The organism is Stenotrophomonas sp. YJH_SMC_19 (assembly GCF_059367915.1).
In genome coordinates this window covers 184201-204985 of the sequence record NZ_JCAFRI010000005.1, presented here as the reverse complement: position 1 = coordinate 204985, position 20785 = coordinate 184201, and the positions used below count along the sequence as shown (strand labels likewise).

The 20785-nt window shown below is 67.2% G+C and carries 15 protein-coding genes; 10 read left to right on the top strand and 5 right to left on the bottom strand.

Annotated elements, in window-relative coordinates; translation table 11 throughout:
• Positions 1-3 precede the first annotated feature (3 nt).
• Complete coding sequence (folK, locus tag AC5P5R_RS08430; RefSeq protein ID WP_012481279.1) at positions 4-489, top strand: 2-amino-4-hydroxy-6-hydroxymethyldihydropteridine diphosphokinase; 486 nt, start codon at positions 4-6, stop codon at positions 487-489.
• A 31-nt stretch (positions 490-520) separates the two neighbouring features.
• Here the strand turns inward: folK and AC5P5R_RS08425 are convergent, their stop codons facing one another.
• The gene (locus tag AC5P5R_RS08425) at positions 521-1258 is read right to left on the bottom strand and encodes a pteridine reductase (protein WP_005411052.1); all 738 of its coding nucleotides are present in this window, start codon (positions 1256-1258) and stop codon (positions 521-523) included.
• A 59-nt stretch (positions 1259-1317) separates the two neighbouring features.
• On the opposite strand from AC5P5R_RS08425, the gene AC5P5R_RS08420 reads away from it, so the two are divergent.
• Both AC5P5R_RS08420 and AC5P5R_RS08415 read left to right on the top strand, forming a co-directional pair.
• The gene (locus AC5P5R_RS08420) at positions 1318-2502 is read left to right on the top strand and encodes a class I SAM-dependent methyltransferase (RefSeq protein ID WP_062605625.1); all 1185 of its coding nucleotides are present in this window, start codon (positions 1318-1320) and stop codon (positions 2500-2502) included.
• Positions 2499-2891: a VanZ family protein gene (locus AC5P5R_RS08415; protein ID WP_005411050.1), complete on the top strand. Its 393-nt coding sequence runs from the start codon at positions 2499-2501 to the stop codon at positions 2889-2891. The genes AC5P5R_RS08420 and AC5P5R_RS08415 overlap by 4 nt, the downstream gene beginning before the upstream one ends.
• Positions 2892-2996: 105 nt before the next feature.
• Here AC5P5R_RS08415 and AC5P5R_RS08410 read toward each other — a convergent pair whose 3' ends face one another.
• The 3 genes from AC5P5R_RS08410 to AC5P5R_RS08400 form a co-directional block, all read right to left on the bottom strand.
• Entirely contained in the window at positions 2997-5354 is a 2358-nt protein-coding gene (locus AC5P5R_RS08410; RefSeq protein WP_100438128.1) for a beta-N-acetylhexosaminidase, read from the bottom strand.
• A gap of 111 nt (positions 5355-5465) precedes the next feature.
• On the bottom strand, positions 5466-8174 hold the full coding sequence (locus tag AC5P5R_RS08405; protein ID WP_024957033.1) for a TonB-dependent receptor: 2709 nt from the start codon (positions 8172-8174) through the stop codon (positions 5466-5468).
• A 143-nt stretch (positions 8175-8317) separates the two neighbouring features.
• Positions 8318-9337, bottom strand: coding sequence for a glucokinase family protein (locus AC5P5R_RS08400; RefSeq protein WP_024957032.1), 1020 nt, complete (start codon positions 9335-9337; stop codon positions 8318-8320).
• 378 nt (positions 9338-9715) lie between these two features.
• Here AC5P5R_RS08400 and AC5P5R_RS08395 point away from each other — a divergent pair, with 378 nt between their 5' ends.
• The 6 genes from AC5P5R_RS08395 (at position 9716) to AC5P5R_RS08370 (ending at position 18691) form a co-directional block, all read left to right on the top strand.
• The gene (locus tag AC5P5R_RS08395) at positions 9716-11005 is read left to right on the top strand and encodes a sugar MFS transporter (protein WP_100438127.1); all 1290 of its coding nucleotides are present in this window, start codon (positions 9716-9718) and stop codon (positions 11003-11005) included.
• Positions 11006-11044: 39 nt separating this feature from the next.
• Complete coding sequence (locus tag AC5P5R_RS08390; RefSeq protein WP_005411045.1) at positions 11045-12112, top strand: LacI family DNA-binding transcriptional regulator; 1068 nt, start codon at positions 11045-11047, stop codon at positions 12110-12112.
• A gap of 7 nt (positions 12113-12119) precedes the next feature.
• The gene (locus AC5P5R_RS08385) at positions 12120-13148 is read left to right on the top strand and encodes an SIS domain-containing protein (protein ID WP_005411044.1); all 1029 of its coding nucleotides are present in this window, start codon (positions 12120-12122) and stop codon (positions 13146-13148) included.
• Entirely contained in the window at positions 13148-14296 is a 1149-nt protein-coding gene (nagA, locus tag AC5P5R_RS08380) for an N-acetylglucosamine-6-phosphate deacetylase (protein ID WP_100438126.1), read from the top strand. Before AC5P5R_RS08385 ends, nagA begins: the two co-directional genes overlap by 1 nt.
• Positions 14296-15363: an acyltransferase family protein gene (locus tag AC5P5R_RS08375; RefSeq protein WP_100438125.1), complete on the top strand. Its 1068-nt coding sequence runs from the start codon at positions 14296-14298 to the stop codon at positions 15361-15363. The genes nagA and AC5P5R_RS08375 overlap by 1 nt, the downstream gene beginning before the upstream one ends.
• Positions 15364-15661: 298 nt before the next feature.
• Positions 15662-18691, top strand: a complete 3030-nt coding sequence (locus tag AC5P5R_RS08370; RefSeq protein WP_100438124.1) for an autotransporter family protein — start codon at positions 15662-15664, stop codon at positions 18689-18691.
• A 207-nt stretch (positions 18692-18898) separates the two neighbouring features.
• Here AC5P5R_RS08370 and AC5P5R_RS08365 read toward each other — a convergent pair whose 3' ends face one another.
• Positions 18899-19333, bottom strand: a complete 435-nt coding sequence (locus AC5P5R_RS08365) for a hypothetical protein (protein ID WP_100438123.1) — start codon at positions 19331-19333, stop codon at positions 18899-18901.
• Positions 19334-19744: 411 nt separating this feature from the next.
• On the opposite strand from AC5P5R_RS08365, the gene AC5P5R_RS08360 reads away from it, so the two are divergent.
• Positions 19745-20782: a S41 family peptidase gene (locus AC5P5R_RS08360; protein ID WP_100438122.1), complete on the top strand. Its 1038-nt coding sequence runs from the start codon at positions 19745-19747 to the stop codon at positions 20780-20782.
• Positions 20783-20785 lie beyond the last annotated feature (3 nt).

Sequence of the window (20785 nt, the reverse complement as noted above, 5' to 3'; positions counted from 1 at the left end):
CGCATGACCACCGTGCTCCTGAGCCTGGGCAGCAACGTCCAGCCCCGCCGCTACCTCCACGCCGCGGTGACGGCCCTGCGCGAGCGCTTTGGCGCACTGCAGGTGTCACCCGCCTACCGTACTGCCGCGGTCGGCTTCGATGGCCCGGCCTTCCTCAACAATGCGGTGGCGATCGAGACCGATCTGCCGCTGCAGGAACTGGACGACTGGCTGCATGCGCTGGAAGACGCGCATGGCCGCGATCGCAGTGGGCCGCGCTTCTCCGACCGGACCCTGGACATCGACGTGGTGTTCTACGGCGACCTGGTGGTGGAAGGCCCCGGCCACCTGCGCATTCCGCGCCCGGAACTGAAGCATGCCTTCGTGCTGAAGCCGCTGGCGGACATCGCGCCGGGCTTCATCGACCCGGTCAGCGGGCAGGACCTGGCCACGCTGTGGCGGGCGCACGCGCAGTTTGGCGAAGCGTTCGAGGTGGTGGACCTGGAATGATGGCGGTTGCCGGCCAGCGGCCGGCACTACCTCAACTGACCGTGCGCCCACCATCCACGCGCAGGGTGTGGCCGGTGACGAAGCTGGCTTCGGCCACCAGCCAGTAGACCGCTTCGGCGATCTCCTCGACCGTGCCGATCCGTGCCAGCGGCGTGCGCGCCAGCAACGCCTCGCGGGCGAAATCGTCCTTGCCCTGCTCCGGCCACAGGATCGCACCCGGGGCCACCGCATTCACACGCACCTTCGGTGCCAGCTCCAGCGCCAGCGCGCGGGTGGCCATCTCCAGCGCGGCCTTGGCCATGGTGTAGGCGATGTGGTCGCGCATCGGGTCGGTGCCGTGCAGGTCGGTCAAATTGACGATGCAGCCCTGCTGGCGGCGCAGGTAGGGCGCCGCCGCCTGTGACAGCAGCAGCGGCGCGCGCGCGTTGACCGCGTACAGCTCGTCCATTGCCTCGGCGGTGACCTGGCCGAGCGGGGTGGGGAAGAAGTTGGAGGCGTTGTTGACCAGCGCGTCCAGTCGGCCGAAGTGGGTGACCGCCTGTTCCACCAGGTCGGCCAGGGCGTCGGCGTCACGCAGGTCGGCCTGCAGGGCCAGCACGCTGCCCGGGCGCACGTTGTCGAAATCGAACGCGGCCTGCTGCAGCTCGGCGCTGGAGGTATTGGCGTGCAGCACCACCGACCAGCCACAGGCGTGGAACTGGCGGGCGATGGCCGCACCGATCCGGCGCGCGCTGCCGGTGATCAGGACCACGGGGTGGGTATCGCTCATCGAGGGTCCTCCAAGGCTCGGCTATCCTGTGCACCATTGTCACCGCATTCGAAGACGCCATGCAGCCCACCTTTCCCCTGCCCGAAGCCGATGCCCTGGCCCATAGCGACCAGCTGGCGGCCGCCCTGCGCGCCGAGATCCTTGCCCAGGGCGGGGCGATGCCGTTCTCGCGCTTCATGGAGCTCTGCCTGTATGCCCCCGGCTGGGGCTATTACAGCGCCGGCGCCAGCAAGTTCGGTGGCAGTGGCGACTTCACCACCGCGCCCGAGCTCGGCAGCCTGTTCGCCGGCAGCGTGGCCAATGCGCTGGCGCCGGTATTTGCACAGCTGGGTGCGCAGGCGCGGATGCTGGAACTGGGCGGTGGCACCGGCGCCTTCGCCGAGGCGGTGCTGCTACGCCTGGCCGAGCTGGACGCGCTGCCGTCGCGCTACGCCATCCTGGAACCCAGTGCCGACCTGCGCGAGCGCCAGCAGCAGCGCCTGCAGCAGAACCTGCCGGCCGAGCTGGCCGCGCGCGTGGACTGGGTCGACCGCCCGTTCGAGGAGGACTGGGAAGGCGTGGTGTTCGCCAACGAGGTGATCGACGCGCTGCCGACCCCGCGCTTCCTGATCCGGGATGGCGAGGTCTACGAGGAAACCGTCGAGCTGGACGCCGAGGGCAACTTCATCCGTGGCGCGCAGCCGGCCGACATCCTGCTCAACGGTGCGGTGCGCCATATCGAGCGCTACCTGGAAAAGCCTTTCGCCGAGGGCTACCGTTCTGAAGTGCTGCCGCAGCTGCCGTACTGGCTGCAGGCGGTGGCCGGTGGCATGCAGCGTGGTGCGATGCTGTTCGTCGACTACGGCTACAGTCGCGGCGAGTTCTACCAGCACGACCGCGACGATGGCACCGTGCGTGCGTTCTACCGCCACCACGTGCACAACGACGTGCACCGCTGGCCGGGGTTGCAGGACATCACCGCGTCGGTGGATTTCACCGCGATGGCCGAGGCCGGCATGCACGGCGGATTCGAGCTGGCCGGCTACTGCAGCCAGGCCAGCTTCCTGCTCGGCAACGGCCTGGACCAGGTGCTGCTGCTGGCCGAGGAACGCACCGATGAGGTCGGCCGCATCCAGCTGCGCGACCAGGTGAAGAAGCTGACCCTGCCGACCGAGATGGGCGAGCGCTTCCAGGCCATCGGCCTGCAGCGTGGTGTCGACTTCGAACCGGCCTTCGAGCTGGGTGACCTGAGCTGGCGCCTGTGAGCGAGGTGTTGCCGGCGATCAAGCCGCTGCGGCGGCCGCGGTTGTGGGCCGGGCTGTGGGCGACGGCAGTACTGCTGGTGATCGTGGTCTGCCTGATTCCACCACCGCCGATTCCGTTGCCGGAAAACAGCGACAAGGGCGAGCACTTCCTCGCCTATTTCATCCTGGCCGGCAGCGCGGTGCAGCTGTTCCGTCGGGGCCGCCCGCTGCTGTGGGTGGGCGTGGGCCTGGTGCTGATGGGCATCGGCATCGAATTTGCCCAGGGTGCGCTGACCAGCAACCGCATGGCCGACCCGATGGATGCCATCGCCAACACGATCGGTGTGCTCGCCGGCATGGCCACCGCACTGACCCCGCTGCGCGACCTGCTGCTGCGCTGGCGCGGGTAAAGGCGTGCCAACCCAGGTTGGCACCTACCCGTAGATCCACGCCATGCGTGGATGATCTGCCCGAGGTGCCGGCCAAGGCCGGCACCCACCCGGACAGGCCTGCCGTCATTTCCCCAGGGTCACCTCATCCAGCACCCACATCGCCGGGCGCGTGTCGCCGGTGAAGTTGATGCACAGGTCACCGCCGCCCTGCGTCCCCTTCGGCAGCGCCGCACGCAGCGTCACGAAGCCATCGGCATCCGGCTTGGCCGGCAACGGCACTTCCGCCAGCACCTTGCCACTGCAGTCGCCACGACGCACCTGCATCTCGCCGTGCGCGTGCTTGGCCTTCTCGAAGCGACGCTTGGGTTCATCGTGGGCAAGCTGGAAGTAGTACGGAATACGCCCCGCACGGACTTCCAGGCTGCCAATGCCGTCCAACTGCGCCTGCGGCCAGCGCCAGCACGGCTGGAAGATGTCCACGTTGAACACCGCACGGTTGCCTTCGCGTGGGCCATCGTCTTCCAGGCGCAGCACAAGCCCCTTCTTGCCTACGCAGCTGAGCAGCTCATCACTGCGGCGGCTGAGCAACGACTGTGCGGTGAACGCGGTGATGGTCGGCTTCGCCGCCAGCATCTGGCCCTGGTAGAACGCGGCGGCCTGCACGGTGGTCGGCAGCGTCGCGGTCAGCGGCTGCTGGTACAACGGCGATTGCGCGGTCACCGGCTGGCCATCGGTGCTGTAGCGCACTTCATAGCCCAGCGGGTTGGCCAGCGACACCGTCACCGTGTTGGCCGCGCGATTGTCGGTGTAGTCCACGCCCACTTCGAACGGGGTCTGCGCATAGGCTAGGCCCCAGGCACGGTAGCGCTGCAGCTGGGACGGCAGGCGCGCGAGGAAATCGCGGAAATCGCGATGTTCCGGCGTGCTCCAGCCGGTCTCGGCCACGGCGGCCAGGCGTGGGAACAGGTTGTGCTGCAGGCGTGCGTAGCTGCGCGTGTGCTCGGTGAACATGTTGGCCTGCAGGCCGAGGATGTGCCCGCGCTTGTCAGCGGCCAGCTCGGCCGGCACCGGCTCGAAGTTGTACAGCTTGCCGAGGTTGACCTGGGTCGGGCGGCCGGGCGGTTCGTTCGGCGAGGCCGTCTGCAGGTAATCCAGATAGAGGTAGCCGACCGGCGACATGATCACGTCATGGCCGGCGCTGGCCGCAGCCAGGCCGCCTTCGGTGCCCTGCCAGGACATCACCGTGGCCTGCGGCGGCAGCCCGCCTTCGAGGATCTCATCCCAGCCGATCAGGCGCCGGTCGTGCTCCTCCAGGAAGGTCTCCAGGCGCTTGATGATGTGGCTCTGCATGGCCATTTCATCCTTGATGCCCAGCGCACGCATGCGCTGCTGCACCTGCTTCGACGCTTCCCACTGGTCCTTCACCGCCTCGTCGCCACCGACGTGCACGTACTTGGCCGGGAACAGGTCGATCACTTCTTCCAGCACGTTCTCGAGGAAGGTGACGGTGCTGTCTTCAGTGTTGAACAGGTTGGGGAACACGCCCCATTCGCTGATCGGCTTCAACGGCGTATCGATGGTGCCCAGCTCCGGATACGCAGCAATCGCGGCAGTCGCGTGGCCCGGCACATCGATTTCCGGAATCACCTGGATATGCAGCTTCGCGGCATAGGCAATCACTTCGCGGATCTGGTCCTGCGTGTAGAAGCCGCAATACGGATGCTCCTTGCCAGTGACCGGATCGATGCCACCGTCGCCGGCCGGCAGGCGGCAGCTGCCCACGTCGGTCAGCTTCGGGTAGCGCTTGATCTCCATGCGCCAGCCCTGGTCGTCGGTGAGGTGCCAGTGGAAGGTGTTGAGCTTGTGCGCGGCCATCGCGTCGAGTACGCGCTTGATCTCGTCCAGGCTCTGGAAGTGACGTGCGGAATCGAGCATGAAACCGCGCCAGCTGAAGCGCGGCGCGTCCTGGATCTGCACCTCCGGCAGCACGCCGTTGCTGCCGCCGGTAGCGAGCTGGGCGAGGGTGGTCGCGCCGTAGAACAGGCCGGTTTCGTTGCCGGCCTGGATCAGCACGCCCTGCGCGGTGCTCTCCAGCGTGTAGCTTTCGCCGCTGTCGCGGAAGGTGGGCACGATCTGGAAGCGGATGCTGCCCGACGTGCCTGCCGCCTTGCCGCTGGCTGGTGCAAGGCGCGGACCACCGCTGCGGGCCAGCAGATCGGCGAACTGGCTGGCGACGCGCTGCGCGGCTTCGCCTTCGGCCTGCAGCACGGTGTCGGCGCGGACGGTGATGCCGCTGCCCTGGCCGCGCTGCACGCTGGCCGGGGCAGGAATCAGCATCAGGCTGCCGGCGCGCAGCAGGGGGCCGGGTGCTTCAGTGGCGGGTGTGGGGTCGGCGGCAAGTGCCGGCAGTGCCGGCAACAGGGCGAGCAGGCTGCCCAGCAGCACTGCGCTGCGCATCCGGGCGCGGGAAGGCTTGACCATCGGTACGACTCCTTGGAACGGTGCGATGAACGCTATACATGAAAAACGCCGGGCCCGGAATGACCCAGGCCCGGCGTGCGTGCACGACTCGGCGATGTTGCCGCCGCTGGATCAGTACTTGAAGCGGAAGTTGAGGTAGTACTGGCGACCGTTGCTGTAGAACGAGGTCGGGATGGCCGCGGTCTGGTAGTACTTGTAGGTCGGGTTGTTGAGGTTGAGCGCATCGAAGCTGATGCTCAGCCAGTCGGTGGCCTTGTAGCTCAGCGACGCCGACAGGGTGCCGAAGTCATCCTGGTAGTACGGGTTGGCGCCGGACAGGCCGATCAGGAACGACGAACGGCGGGTGTAGCTGACGCGTGCACCGAAGGTATCGTTCTCGAAGTAGGCACCGACGTTGTAGGTGTTCTTCGAAGTACCCAGCAGGTTGTCGCTGCCATCGGCCCAGGTGTGGTCGGTGCTGCCATCGGCGTAGGTGTAGTTGGCATTGACACCGAAGTACTCGCCGATCGGCTGCTCATAGGCCACTTCGATACCGCGGACCTTGCCGTCGGCATTGCGCGGGCGGGAGATGTTGTATTCCTCGAGACGGTTGGTCAGCTCGCTGAACAGCATTTCCTTCTCGGTGCTGAAGGCGACGTAGTCCTTCAGGCGCATCGAGTAGGCACCGATCGACAACATGCCGCGCGGCATGAAGTACCACTCCAGGTTGGCGTCGAAGTTGGTCGACACCACCGGCTTCAACTTCGGATTGCCGCCACCGCCGGTCCGGTTCAGGTCCGAACCGTAGGACGAGGCACCCAGTGCCGAGAAGTCCGGCAGGGTCTGGGTCTGCGAGGCGGCCACGCGCAGCACCAGGTCGTCACGCAGGTCGTACTTGAAGTTGGCGCTCGGCAGCACACGGTTGTGCTTGTTCTCGAAAGCTTCGCGGGTCCACGCGCCGAACAGGCTGCTCACGTCCGGCACGGTCGAGCCGGTGGCGGCGGCGTAGGTATCGATATCCTGCTTGATGTTGACGTAGCGCAGGCCGACGTTGCCGCTCCAGCGGTCGCCGCTGAAGTTGCCCTGTACGTAGGCAGCGAAGTTCTTCTCGGACACCGTCCACTCGGCGCCGTAGTTGTGGCGGCCGGTCGGGCCGTCATTGCCGGACAGCCAGGTGGAGTTGTTGGTCACTGCTTCCTTCAGTGCGCCCGGGGTGAAGTACCACAGGTCACGCGGGAAGCTGCCACCGATGCCGTTGGCGAAGCCACCGGGGAAGTTGGCGGTGGCGCCGTTCTTCAGCGCATTCCAGATCGCGCCCGGGGTTGCGCCTTCCGGCGACTTGGCCTCGCGCTTGTGGTCGCCGAAGCGGGCGCCGAAATCAATCGAGTTCAGTACGCCAGCGTCGGCGAAGTACTGGTTGAAATCGAGCGTGGCCCACTTTTCCTTGTCGATCGCGGTGACCTGCTGGTTGCCCCAGGTGCCGAAGTCGCTCACGCCGCTCGGGCCGATGTTGCCACCGACGTTCCAGTCGATCGGCGAGCCGTTGCCGTGGGTTGCCCAGGTGGCGCCGCCACCACGGGCCAGGTTGACTTCGGCGATGTACTGGCGCGGCGTTTCGCCGGTGCCCTTGGTGCTGCCAGCCTGGAATTTCATGCCCAGGTTGTCGCTGATCTGCCAGTCGGCATCGAAGGTGATGTAGTTGGTCTTGGCCTTCGACTCGCGGTAGATCATGTCGTACACCGCGTAGTCGCGGTCGGCCTGGCCGGCGAAGGTGGCGTTGGACAGTACGCCATCCTTGATGACGTAACCCGGATTCGGGGCCTGGCCCGGAATCAGGATCTTGTTGCCATTGGCATCTTCAACGGTGCGGTCGTTGAGGATGCGGCCACCCCACAGCATGAAGTTGCGGTTGTAGTTGTTCGCCTTCAGTTCCGAGCTGAAGCCTTCCAGGCCCAGGGTCAGGTTGTCCATCGGCTTGAACTGCAGCGACACCAGGCCGCCCTTGCGCTCGCGGGTCTGTTCGAACAGGGTCGAGCCAAGCAGGCCCGGCGCGTATACGCCGGCCAGGTCCGGGTTGGACTTGGCCACGGTGCCATTCGGATCGATCTGGAAGAAACCGCCCGGGATTTCCTGCGCTTCGCGGCGCAGCTCGCGCTTCTGGCTGAAGGCCTGCACCATCACGCCGAAGTTGCCTTCGTCGTTCTTGTAGTTGAACAGTGCCGACAGCTGCGGGTCGTTGGACTTGGCCTGGTCCGAACGCACCATGCCGATGGAGCCTTCCGCAGTGAGCTGCTTGGAGAATTCCAGCGGCTTGCGGGTGAGGATGTTGACGGTACCGGTGGTGCCGCCGTCCTGCAGCTTGGCCTGCGAGGACTTGTTCACTTCCACCGAGCGCACCAGTTCCGACGGCAGCAACGAGTAGCTCACGCTGCGGCCGACGTTGTTGCCCTGGCTGAGCACGAACCAGTCGGCGGTGCCGACGGTGTGGCCGTTGATCAGGGTCTGGGTCAGGCTCGGGCTGGTACCACGCAGGCTGACGCGGTCGGCTTCGTCGAAGCCGCCTTCGTCGGCGCTGGACGAGCTGATGTTCACGCCCGGCAGGCGCTGCAGGGTGTCGGCGACGTTGTGCGCGGGCAGCTTGCCCACGTCTTCGGCGGTGACCACTTCCACGCGCGCATTGGCTTCGCGCTTGGTGTCCAGCGATTTTTCCATCGACCCACGGATGCCGGTGACCTGCACGGTATCCAGGTCGGTGGCGGTCTGGGCGGCCTGCTGCGCATGTGCACTGAAGGCGATGCAGCTGACGATGGCGGCCGAAAGCAGGGTCTTGCGGGTGTTCATGATGTCTCTCCTCATCACTCGATTGGATGCCGGCGGCGGTGTTCGATTACGGTTGCGATGACATGCGCGGGGCGGCGGCGAAGTCCCGTGCGTTGGCGTGCCACGTACTGCGTGCTGCGATTGCGTTGAAGCCTGTTGCGGTGTCAGGCGGCCGACTGCTGCTGCAGGTACCAGCTGGCAGCGCCGACCACGCCCAGCTGGCCGTGCTCGACGACCTTCACCGGGATGCGTGCCAGCGCTTCGCCCATCGGCCCCTTCTGCAGGTAGCGTTCGACGAAGGTGCTGGCGTGCAGGTATTCGCGGATCTGCGGCAGGATGCCGCCGGCCAGGTAGACGCCACCATGGGCGCCGTAGAACAGCGCCATGTCGCCGATGGTGCTGCCGAGCAGGCCGCAGAACACATCCAGCGCCTGGCGCGCATGTGCATCGCTGTCGGCCATGGCCGCAGCGGTGACCGCATCGGGGCTGGCCAGGGTCGGCGCCTGGCCCTGCAGCGCGCATACCGCGCGGTACAGGTTCATCAGGCCCGGGCCGGAGATCGCATGTTCGATCGACACATGCGCGCGGTCGCGCTGCATGTGGCGGACGATGGCCATTTCCAGTTCAGTGCTGGCGGCCAGGGTCGGCTGGCCGGCTTCGGTCGGGAGCACCACCGGGCCGTGCGCGGTGGGGATCCACAGCGCGGCGCCGAGGCCGGTACCGGGGCCGACCACCAGGGTCGGGCCGCGGGCGGCGGTTTCCGGTCCGCACAGGTGCAGCACGCCACTGGCGTCAACCTGCGCAGCGGCATAGGCCACGGCTTCGAAGTCGTTGACGATGAAGACCCGCTGCAGGCCGACGTCGGCTTCCACCTGGCGCGCCGACAGCGGCCACGGCAGGTTGGCGGTGATCACCGTGCCGTCCTCGCGGGCGTAGCCGGCACTGGCGACCACGCAGTGCGTGGGCCGCGGGCCTTCGCCGAGGAAGTCGGACAGGATCGCGCTGAGGCCTGCATGGTCGGCGTTGCGGTACTTGCGGTACTCCAGCACCTGCACCGGATGGGCGGCATCACCGCTGGCCTGGACCCGGGCCACGCGCACATGGGTGCCACCGACGTCGGCGGCCAGGAACGAGGGCGCGATTCGGGACAGGACATGGGCCGGGGCGGGGTGGCTGGCGGTCACGCGGGCTCCTGCTGCAGGTGGGGCCGTCCCCAAGGTTCGAGGGCGGCGATTGGGGCGGAGTCTGTAACCGCGCTGACAACGATGTCAACGAGTTCGTGACACTTTCGTTGCTGCGTCGCAACGAATGCGGCGTGCAGTAAACGTTTACATGGCGTGAGCATGGGTTTCACGCTGGAGCCGTTGCTGCACGGGGCTAAAGGGCTGCGGCGCATTCAGCACGATCCGCTGCCATCGGGTTGCGCAGTGCAGCACGAGGTTCACGCGGCCCCGCGGGGAAGTTGACAAACCGCGGTTGTCCATCGAAAGAATGTGACAACGTTGTTCCCAGCCACTCTCCGACGCCGCGTTCTGCGGCCGTCGCCGCAGGAGCCCTTCCCGATGTCCGCCGTCTCCGCTGCAAGCGTGCGCCCGAACGTGGCCACCTCCATCGCCATCGTCGGCGTGCTGTTCTTCCTGATCGGCTTCTTCACCTGGCTCAACGGCCCGCTGATCACCTTCGTCAAGCTCGCCTTCGAACTCAGCGAGGTCGGCGCCTTCCTGGTGCTGATGGTGTTCTACCTGTCCTACTTCTTCCTGGCCCTGCCGTCATCGTGGATCCTGCGCCGCACCGGCATGAAGAAGGGCCTGAGCCTGAGCCTGCTGGTGATGGCCGGGGGCGCCGCGCTGTTCGGCGAATTCGCCACCCAGCGCTGGTATCCGGGCGCGCTCGGCGGCCTGTTCGTGATCGGCAGCGGCCTGGCCCTGCTGCAGACCGCGATCAACCCCTACATCTCCATCCTTGGGCCCATCGAGACCGCGGCACGCCGCATCGCGCTGATGGGCATCTGCAACAAGATCGCCGGCATGCTGGCGCCGGTGCTGATCGGTACCGTGGTGCTGCATGGCATCGGTGATCTGTCGGCCACGGTGGCCGCTGCCGATGAAGCGACCAAGGCGCAGCTGCTCAACGAATTCGCCGCCAAGATCCATGCGCCGTACCTGGCCATGGCCGGCCTGCTGGTGCTGCTGGCGGTGGCCGTGCTGTTCTCGCCGCTGCCGGAAATCAAGTCGTCCGAAGCCAATGCCACGCCGGTTGCGGCCGGTGCCGCCGAACGGCGCAGCATCTTCCAGTTTCCGCACCTGTGGCTGGGCGTGCTGTGCCTGTTCGTCTACGTGGGCGTGGAGGTGATGGCCGGCGATGCCATCGGTACCTACGGCCATGGTTTCGACCTGCCACTGGACCAGACCAAGATGTTCACCTCGCTTACCCTGGGCGCAATGCTGGTCGGTTACGTGGTCGGCCTGCTGCTGATCCCCAAGGTTGTCTCGCAGTCGCGCTACCTGACCATTTCGGCGGTGCTGGGCGTGGTGTTCTGCCTTGGCGCCTGGGCCACCCACGGCTATGTGTCGGTAGCCTTCGTGGCCCTGCTTGGCTTTGCCAACGCCATGATGTGGCCGGCCATCTTCCCGCTGGCGATCCGTGGCCTGGGCCGCTTCACCGAAACCGGCTCGGCCCTGCTGGTGATGGGCATCGCCGGTGGCGCGATCATTCCGCAGCTGTTCGCCGTGCTCAAGCAGCACATCGACTTCCAGCTGGTGTTCGTGCTGCTGATGGTGCCGTGCTACCTGTACATCCTGTTCTATTCGGTGATCGGGCATCGCGCCGGCCTGCCGCAGGACAAGGCCTGATCGGCGATGATGGACGGCAGCCAACCCCAGGGAAAACCCATGCGCAGAGCGACCATCAAGGACGTTGCGGAGAAAGCCAAGGTCTCGCTGAAGACGGTCTCGCGCGTGATCAACAACGAGCCCTCGGTGATGCAGGCCACCCGCGCGCGGGTGCTGCGTGCCATCGCCGAGCTCGACTACGAACCCGATCCGTCCGCGCGCAACCTGCGCAGCGGCACCACCTTCGTGATCGGGCTGGTCTACGACAATCCGAACCCATACCACATCATCGGCGTGCAGAACGGCGTGCTCGCCGCCTGCCGCGAGACCGGGTTCGGGCTGCAGATCCATCCCTGCGATTCCAGCTCGCCGCTGCTGGCCGATGAACTGGCCGACTGGGTGCAGCGTTCGCGCCTGGCCGGGCTGGTGCTGACCGCACCGATGTCCGAGCGCCGCGACCTGATCCAGGCGCTGACCGCGCGCGGCATCAAGCTGGTGCGCATCATCGCCGCCACCGAAGACCCGGCCGATGGCGCCTGTGTGTTCGTGGACGACCGCGAGGCCGCCTACGAGATCACCGAGCACCTGATCCAGCTGGGCCACCAGCGCATCGGCTTCCTCTGGGGCGGCAGCTCGCACCGGTCTTCGGGCGAGCGCTACGCCGGTTACGAAGCCGCGCTGAAGGACTACGGCATGACCGTGGACAAGCACCTGGTGGTGCAGGGCGACTACACCTTCGATGACGGTTTCCGCGGTGCGCGCCGCCTGCTGGCGCTGCGCGAGCCACCTACCGCCATCTTCGGTTCCAACGATGAAATCGCCGCCGGGGTACTGGCAGCCGCAAAGTCGGCCGGCATGAACGTGCCGTACGACCTGTCCATCGCCGGTTTCGAGGACAGCCCGTTCTCGCGCCAGTCGTGGCCGCCGCTGACCACGGCCAAGCAGGCCACCGAAGACATCGCCCGCCACGCCGCGCGCCTGCTGATCGCGCAGCTGCGCAGCGATGCCTACGACGACGCGCCGGCGCCGCTGCACAACCAGGGCTTCGTGCCGCAGCTGGTGGTGCGTGGTTCGACCGCGCCGATGCGCCCCGCCGGCGCACGCCCCCTTCCTTCCGATCCTGCCTGAGCCTGCCATGTCGCTGTCAGACCCCACGTCCACCCTGATGTTCGCCGAGGCCGCTGAAGCGGCCGACGTGGTCGCGCGCCAGTTCTCGCGCAACCACGCCACCATGGAAACCCTGGCCGCCAGCCTGCGCGCGGCGCCGCCGCCGTTCGTGGTCACCTGCGCACGCGGCAGCTCCGACCATGCCGCCACCTATGGCAAGTACCTGCTGGAAACCCAGCTGGGCTTGGTAGTCGCATCGGCTTCGCCGTCGGTGGGTTCGGTCTATGCCGCACCACTGCAGCTGCGCGGCGCGCTGTTCATCGTCATCTCGCAGTCGGGCAAGAGCCCCGACCTGCTGCGCAATGCCGAGGCCGCCAAGGCCGCCGGTGCGCGCGTGATCGCGCTGGTCAATGTCGAGGATTCGCCGCTGGCGCAGCTGGCCGATACGGTCATTCCGCTGCATGCCGGCGCCGAAAAGAGCGTGGCGGCCACCAAGAGTTACCTGGCGTCGCTGGCCGCGCTGCTGCAGCTGGCCGCGTACTGGAAGCAGGACAGCAGCCTGCGTGCGGCGCTGGACCTGCTGCCCGATGCGCTGCGTGAGGCGTGGCAGTGCGACTGGAGCGCGGTGACCGAAGGCCTGGTCGAGGCCACCAACCTGTTCGTGCTCGGCCGTGGCCTTGGCCTGGGGGCGGCGCAGGAAGCGGCGCTGAAGTTCAAGGAAACCTGCAGCCTGCATGCCGAAGCCTACAGCTCGGCTGAAGTGAAGCACGGCCCGATGGCGCTGGTTGATCGTGGCTTCCCGGTACTGGCCTTTGCCCAGCCGGACGAAACCGGCGCTGGTACCCGTGCCGTTGTCGAAGAATTCACCGCGCGCGGCGCGCAGGTATGGATGGCCGGTGCTGGCGGCAACCTTCCGGTGGCGGCCGCACCGCATCCGCTGTGCGCACCGCTGCTGACCGTGCAGAGCTTCTACCGCGCAATCAACGCGCTGGCGCTGCGTCGTGGCTTCAACCCGGACCTGCCGCCGCATCTGAACAAGGTCACGGAGACGGTGTGATGGCGACGGTCCTGCGCAATGCCCGCATTCTCGCCGGCGATGAATTCCGCGACGATCTGGCGGTGGTGATCGAGGACGGTCGCATCAGCGCGCTGCTGCCCGATGCGGCACCGCAGCTGGGCCACGCTGCAGAGCAGGTGGACCTGGGCGGCGGTTGGCTGCTGCCCGGCTTCATCGACGTGCAGGTCAATGGTGGCGGCGGCGCGCTGTTCAACAACACGCCCGATGTCGCCTCGCTGCGCACCATCGCGCAGGCGCACCGCCGCTTCGGCACCACCGCGATGCTGCCAACGCTGATCAGCGACGACGTGGGTGTGATGCGCGACGCAATCGCTGCGATGCGCGAAGCGATCGCGCAGGGTGTGCCCGGCGTGATCGGCATCCACCTGGAAGGCCCGTACATCGCGCCGGCGCGCAAGGGCACCCACGATCCCAGCAAGTTCCGCGTGCCGGACGAAGAAGAAATCGCGCTGGCCGCCTCGCTGGACAATGGCGTGACCCTGCTGACACTGGCACCGGAACGCGTGCCGCTGGAAACCATCCGCGCGCTGGTCGAGCGCGGCGTGATCGTCGCCGCTGGCCACACGGCTGGAACCTACGAAGAGATTCGTGCCGGCCTGGATGCCGGCGTGCGTGGCTTCACCCACCTGTACAACGCGATGTCGCCGCTGCAGGGGCGTGAGCCCGGTGCGGTGGGCGCTGCGCTCGAGGACCGCGACAGCTGGATCGGCATCATTGTCGATGGCGTGCATGTGCACCCGGCCAGCCTGCGCGTGGCACTGGCAGCCAAGCCGCGCGGTCGCCTGCTGCTGGTGACCGATGCGATGCCGCCGGTTGGCGCCGACGATCCCAGTTACGTGCTGTATGGCGAAACCATCACCGCCATCAACGGCGTGGTGCGCAATGCCGCCGGTTCGCTGGCCGGCTCGGCGCTGGACATGGCCACTGCGGTGCGCAACACCGTGCAGCTGCTCGGCCAGCCGCTGGCCGAAGCCGCGCGCATGGCCTCGACTTACCCGGCGCAGTTCCTCAACGTCGACGACCGCCTGGGCCATATCGCCGAGGGTTACCAGGCCGACCTGGTGCTGCTGGATGATGCCCTGCAGGTGCGGGGCACCTGGATTGCCGGGCAGTACGAGGCCGCCTGATGAACAGTTCGCCGCCACGCCGGCTGGGCTCGATCGATGCCCTGCGCGGCATCACCGTGGCGGCGATGCTGCTGGTCAATAACCCGGGTGACTGGAGTGCGGTGTTTGCGCCGCTGCGTCACTCGGAATGGCATGGCTGCACGCCCACCGACCTGGTGTTCCCGTTCTTCCTGTTCCTGGTGGGCGTGTCGATGGCCTTCAGCGTGGCACCGCGCGCGCAGGATGCGGCGGCGCGACCCGCGTTGGCGCGCGGCGTGCTGGAGCGCGCGCTGCGCATCCTGGTGGCCGGTGCGCTGCTGCACCTGTTGATCTGGTGGGCACTGGATACGCATCACTTCCGCATCTGGGGCGTGCTGCAACGCATCGCGGTGTGTGCGGCGTTGGTGGGCGTACTGGCGGTCTACGTGCGACCACGCGTGCAGGTGGGCGCTTTGATCGCGCTGCTGGTGGGGTACACCGTGTTGCTGCTGGGCATCGGCGACCTGGCGCCGTGGACCAACCCGGCCAGCCGCCTGGATACCGCGCTGTTCGCACCGTGGATCTACCAGTGGCATGCCGATACCGGCCTGGGCCATGACCCGGAAGGATTGCTGAGCACGCTGGGGGCGCTGGCCAGTACCGTGCTCGGCCTGCTTGCCGGTGGCCTGCTGCGCAACGTGCGTTCGGCGGCATTGGCAGGGCTGGGCGTGGCGACCGCTGTGCTGGGCCTGCTGCTGGCCGTGGTGCTGCCGTTGAACAAGCAGCTGTGGACGCCCAGCTACGTGCTGTGGACCGGCGGCCTGGCCGCGCTGGCGCTGTGGCTGGGCCACGTGCTGATCGACCAGAAGGGATGGCCGGCACTCGGCCGGCGCTTCGGGGTCAATGCGATCACCGCGTACCTGGGGGCATCGGTGATGTCGGTGGTGCTGATGGCCACCGGGATCTGGGGGTGGATCTGGCAGCAGCTGGCCACCGCGATGCCGCAGGCGCTGGAGCTGGCGTCGATGCTGCAGGCGCTGGTGTTCGTCGCACTGTGGTGGGGCGTGGCGTGGTGGCTGGATAAGCGGAAGATCTACCTGAAGATCTGACCCCCTCCGTCAACGGCATCCACGCATGGCGTAGATTTACCAGTGCCGTGAGCGAATCGACTGGCGATGCAGGATCAGTAGATCCACGCCATGCATGGATGCTTTGCGCGTGATTCCGGATGCCGGAAAAAATGAACGATTTCAGCCACATCACATCGGTGTGAGGGCTGGGCGATTTCACATCTGAACTGTGATTTCCCGCACGCAAGTTCACCTATCGAAATGGTTCACCACACGGCAGACTGCAAGCGCCGTGCCGCACATACGCAGTTCCTGATTTCCCGCCCAGGAGTGCCCCATGTACCGTGCCGTTCCGCGTGCGTTCCGTCCGCGCCGCCTTGCTGTTTCCGTGTTGCAGGCCCTCGCCGTTCCCTCCCTGCTTCTGACGACCGCCAGCGTTGCCTGGGCCGGCTGCAACAGCCCGGCACCGACCGCCGGCCAGACGGTCACCTGTGATACAAACGCGCCGAATCCGCAGACCACTCCCGTTGCCGCAAATGGTGCGGCCGGCATCACCGTCAATGTCGCCGCCGGTGCACAGCTGCAGCAGAGTGGTGGTGGATCGGCCATCGCGCTGGTCGGCGCCGGTGGTCACCTGCTGTCAAACCAGGGCGCGATCAGTTCGGTCGGCGGTGTAACCGTGCAGCTTGGGGGTGGCAGCCGCGTCGACAACACCGGCAGCATCAGCACCGGCAACAACACCGCCCTGCAGTTCGTCGGTGCGGGCGACAGCGTGCTGGTCAATCGAGGAGCGATCAGCGGGCGCACCGGCGTACAGTTCGATGCGGGCAATGATCGCCTCGAGATGCAGAGCGGCAGCATCACCGGCGGCGTCCTGCAGGGCGATGGCAATGATGTGCTGCTGCTCAGCGATGGCACGATCGACAGCGTCGACCAGGGCGGCGGCGATGACCAGATGACCGTCACCGGCGGCGCCGTCACCGGCGTGGTGGCGCAGGGCAGTGGCCGCGATGATTTCATCATGAGTGGCGGCACCATCGGCGCGCTGCAGCAGGGCGACAACATCGATACCTTCCGCATGAGCGGTGGCCGCATCATCGGCGCGTTCGAGGATGGCGACCAGGCCTGGATGACCGCTGGCCGCATCGGCCGCGTCAACATGAAGCTGGACAAGAACCTGTGGGACCAGTCTGGCGGTACGGTTGACGGCAACGTGGTGACCGGCTTCGACACCGACACCATCATCATCTCGGGCACGGCCTACATCGGCGGCAACATCAGTGTCAGTGGCGGCAACGACAGCGTGACCATCACCGATGGCACCGTGCGCGGGCAGGTGCTGCTCAGTACGGGCAGCGACACCTTCAACTGGAGTGGCGGTGGCATCGTCTACGGCGCGATCGACATGGGGCCGGACAACGATGTGGCCAACCTCAGCAGCCTCAACCAGGGCAACCTCGGTGCGGTGCCGCTGTTCGACGGCGGCAGTGGCATCGACCAGCTCAACTTCAACAACGTCAAGACCACGGGCGTGGGCCGCTTCCAGAACTGGGAGGCGATCAGCCTGGCCAACAGCACCGAGCTGACCTTTGATGGCGATCTGGTGCTGGGCGACAGCGGAACCGGCACCGGCACGCTCACGGTGGATGACACCAGCACCGTCTACGCGGGCAGTGGCAGCCATGCCGTCCGTCCGTTCAACAGTGGTGCACTGGTGGAGATGGTCAATGCCGGGCGCATCGACCTGACCGGTACTGGCGCCGGCGACGTGTTCACCGTGCGTGGCAACTACCGCGGTGACGGTGGTGGTCTGTACCTGCGCACCGTTCTGGGGGCCGATAATTCAACCAGCGACCGCCTGGTGATCGATGGTGGTGCCGTCACCGGCACGACCGGCATCGGCGTGCTCAATGCCGGCGGCAGCGGCGCTGCCACGTTGGCCGATGGCATCCTGGTGGTGCAGGCCTTGAATGGTGGCCGCACCGCGCCGGGTGCGTTCTCGCTGTTCGCGCCGGTGGCGGCCGGCGCCTACGAGTACTTCCTGTTCAAGGGGGGTGTCAGTGCCGGTACCAGCGAGAACTGGTACCTGCGCTCGACCCTGGTGGCCGGCCCGGCACCAGCGCCAAACGGAAGCGGTATCAATGGCGTGCCGCCGCCGCCGACGCCACCCGTCGCACCACCGCCACCGATCACCCCGGCACCGCCGCCGCCGCCCGAAGGCGCCCCCGATCCAGACCTGACAGCCGGCGAGACCGCACCACCGCCGCCGCCACCGGAACCGGCGCCTGTGGCGCCGCCCAGTGATCCAGCGGTACCGGACGTGCCGGTGGCCGGCGGTGCGCTGCCCGGAACCGGTGCGCCGCCGACGCCGGGCGCACGCCCCGCCGAAGGCGCGGTGGTGCCGCTGTACCGCGTGGAGACTGCTGCCTATGCCGTGGTGCCGCCGCTGCTGCGCGAGACCTCGCTGGCCAGCCTGGGTACCTTCCACGAGCGGCAGGGCGAGCAGCGCCTGCTGTACAGCCAGGGTGCGTTCCGCACCGCCTGGGGCCGTCTGGTGGGGCAGAGCAGCGAGATCCACTGGAAGGGCGATTCGCAGCCCGGCTTCGATGGCGATGTGATGGGCCTGCAGGCCGGTCTGGATGTGTGGGCTGCTGCCTCTGACAACCACCGCAACCAGATCGGCGTGTTCGTCGGCCGCACCCGCGCGCAGGGCAAGACCACCGGCCTGGCACTGGGCTGGGAGAACGTGCAGGTAGGCCAGAACCGCCTGGACGACAAGCACGTGGGCCTGTACTGGACCTTCACCGACAGCAGTGGCGGCTACATCGACGCCGTGGCGATGCAGAGCCGCTACGACGGCCGCGTACGTTCCTCGCGCGGGCTCGGCTTCGGGATCAAGGGTGATGGCACCAGCGTGTCGGTGGAGGCGGGCAAACCGCTGCTGCACTTCGGGCAGTCGGCGTGGTGGCTGGAACCGCAGGTGCAGGTGATCTGGCAACGCACCTCGCTGGACGACCGCCGCGATGAGGTGTCGAGCGTACGCTTCGACAACGACAACGCCTGGACCGGCCGCATCGGCCTGCGCCTTGCCGGCGACTATCAGCTGGCCGACAACGGCTGGCAGCCGTACTTCAAGCTCAACTACTGGCATGGCCGTTCCGGCGAAGACCGCGTCGGCTTCGACAACGACACGATCATCAATTCGCAGCGCTCGCGTGCACTGGAGGCCGGCGTCGGTGTGGTCGGGCGCTTCAACCGCACCATCAGTGCGTACGCGGTGGCCGACTACACCCGCGAACTGGGTGGCGATCGCAACGAGAAGCGCCGCATCATCGAAGGCAACATCGGCCTGCGCGCGGACTGGTAGCGCGCGGTGCAGATGTCATGACCCGCTCTGGTAGGCGCCGACCTTGGCCGACACGATGCTTCTCGCTGCCATGACCTGCTGGTAGGTGCCGACCTTGGTCGGCACAGGGCCAATCGACGCCATGATCCGCTCTGGTAGGTGCCGACCTCGGTCGGCACGAATCCCACCGATGCCATGACCTCCGCGCAGCCGAGCAACGGCTCGGCTCTACAGCAGCGGTGCGCACGCATCCGCTTCCACCAGCGCGCTGGCATGATCGGCCAACACCACCACCGCTTGCAGCAGGCATTCCTCCACCTGCGGCGGACACTGCGCCTGCGCATCGTCCGTCTCGCGCGCAGACTGTGCAGCCAGCAGTACCCCGCCGCACGCAGACAACGCCGCCAGGCAACGCGTCGCCTCGGCCAGTTCCCGACCGCGCCCCTCGCTGAGTTGCCGCTCGCGCCACGCCTGGCCGTCGGCTGCGTGGCTGTGAGCGATGCCGCGCAACCGCGCGAAGAATGCGGAGGGCGGCGCCTGTTCGTTGGCTTCGGCGAGTGCATCTTCCAACGCTTCGGCGGCGGTAGTGGGCAGCTGCAGGCCGGGCAGTGCAGCGCCGAGCAATGCCTGCAGGCGTGGATAGGTGGGGTGGGGCGTGTTCATGGCGGCAACCTCACGAGGCAAGGCCACCTGCGGCGTGCAAGGTGGCGGGCGGTGCGGGTTGGCGTGCCGGTCAAAATCGAAACGAAAAAAAGCCGACGGATCACGAGGATCCCCACGCACCGCCCGCCATGGGCAAGCCGGTGCATTGTCGCGATTGCCGCTGAGGCGGCAACTCGATCGTTTCGATGTTTGATTCAGGACGCCAATCCCGGCCAGCGCAGGAGGCGCCGACGGAGGCAACCTTCTCGCGTTCTACGTGGCAATGACATGGGCAAAGTTGCAATTTACTGATCGCGTGCACGCTGTCTTGCTGCAACCCGCGGCGGGGCCAGATACGACAGTTCGCGCATGGCGAAAGCCATCACCTGCGGGCTATGCTGTGCGCCTGCCTCAACGACAAGGAAACGTCACATGCAGGTTCGCAAGGGAGTGCGTCGCATCGGCGCGCTGATGCTCGTGTTGCTGGCGACCGGCGCCATGGCCGATACGCCAGGCGCGGTCGAGGTGCCCTCGCCGGTGGCCCAAGCCGAGATCCTCAATCTGCTTGAACGCCAGGCGCTGTATCGCGATCGGGTGGACTGGGCCGCCACCCGCGTACGCCTGCAATCGGCGCAGGGCGACCCCGCGCAACGGCTGGCCGTTCTGCGCGAAGCCATTGCGGTCAGCACGGGCAATCACGGCGTATGGACGACGTCCCAGCGCCAGAGCGAATTCCTTGCGCGCGCGCAGCAGGCCGGCGCCGCCGCCGTGGACCGGGCCAAGGCGGCCGATGCGGTGGATATGCGCATCGGCTGGGTGGTCATCGAGGGCTACGCCTCCACGCCGGGCGCGACGCCGCAGGAAAAGTTCCGCCAGGACATCCAGCGTGCCGCGCGGTGGCAGCAGGTCATCCGCAGCAAGGACGACGGCGCGCGCTGTGGCTGGATCGTCGACCTGCGTGACAACAGCGGTGGCAACATGTGGCCGATGCTGCTGGGCATGGCACCGCTGCTGCGCACCTCGGTAGTGAACAACGAAGATGTGGGGTCGTTCGAAACTGCACAGGGGCCTGAGCGCTGGACGTTGACCGCGACCGCCGTGCAGCGTGCAGGCAAGTCGGTGCTGGACTTCGGCCAGTCCGGCTATGTGCTGCGGCAGCCCCGCGCGCCGGTGGCGGTGCTGTTCGGGCCGCGCACCGGCAGTTCGGGCGAGGCCTCGGTGCTGGCGTGGCGAGGTCGTCCGCAGGCGCGGAGTTTCGGTCAGCCCACTGCGGGTGTCTCCACTGGCAATGTCGTGCAGACGCTTGCCGATGGCAGTCGCCTGCTGCTGACCACCACCGTGATGCGCGACCGCAATGATCGTGGTGATGGCTTGAAGATCGAGCCCGACCAGCGTATCGAGGGTGATGCCGCCACTTTGGCCGCTGCCGAAGCCTGGCTGCTGGCCCAACCCGCCTGCCAGGGCCGCTGATCC

Coding starts and splice junctions, on each gene's coding strand:
- folK (WP_012481279.1), top strand. CDS start 4: ATGACCACCGTGCTCCTGAGCCTGGGCAGCAACGTCCAGCCCCGCCGC.
- AC5P5R_RS08425 (WP_005411052.1), bottom strand. CDS start 1,258: ATGAGCGATACCCACCCCGTGGTCCTGATCACCGGCAGCGCGCGCCGG.
- AC5P5R_RS08420 (WP_062605625.1), top strand. CDS start 1,318: ATGCAGCCCACCTTTCCCCTGCCCGAAGCCGATGCCCTGGCCCATAGC.
- AC5P5R_RS08410 (WP_100438128.1), bottom strand. CDS start 5,354: ATGGTCAAGCCTTCCCGCGCCCGGATGCGCAGCGCAGTGCTGCTGGGC.
- AC5P5R_RS08405 (WP_024957033.1), bottom strand. CDS start 8,174: ATGAACACCCGCAAGACCCTGCTTTCGGCCGCCATCGTCAGCTGCATC.
- AC5P5R_RS08395 (WP_100438127.1), top strand. CDS start 9,716: ATGTCCGCCGTCTCCGCTGCAAGCGTGCGCCCGAACGTGGCCACCTCC.
- AC5P5R_RS08390 (WP_005411045.1), top strand. CDS start 11,045: ATGCGCAGAGCGACCATCAAGGACGTTGCGGAGAAAGCCAAGGTCTCG.
- AC5P5R_RS08385 (WP_005411044.1), top strand. CDS start 12,120: ATGTCGCTGTCAGACCCCACGTCCACCCTGATGTTCGCCGAGGCCGCT.
- nagA (WP_100438126.1), top strand. CDS start 13,148: ATGGCGACGGTCCTGCGCAATGCCCGCATTCTCGCCGGCGATGAATTC.
- AC5P5R_RS08375 (WP_100438125.1), top strand. CDS start 14,296: ATGAACAGTTCGCCGCCACGCCGGCTGGGCTCGATCGATGCCCTGCGC.
- AC5P5R_RS08370 (WP_100438124.1), top strand. CDS start 15,662: ATGTACCGTGCCGTTCCGCGTGCGTTCCGTCCGCGCCGCCTTGCTGTT.
- AC5P5R_RS08365 (WP_100438123.1), bottom strand. CDS start 19,333: ATGAACACGCCCCACCCCACCTATCCACGCCTGCAGGCATTGCTCGGC.
- AC5P5R_RS08360 (WP_100438122.1), top strand. CDS start 19,745: ATGCAGGTTCGCAAGGGAGTGCGTCGCATCGGCGCGCTGATGCTCGTG.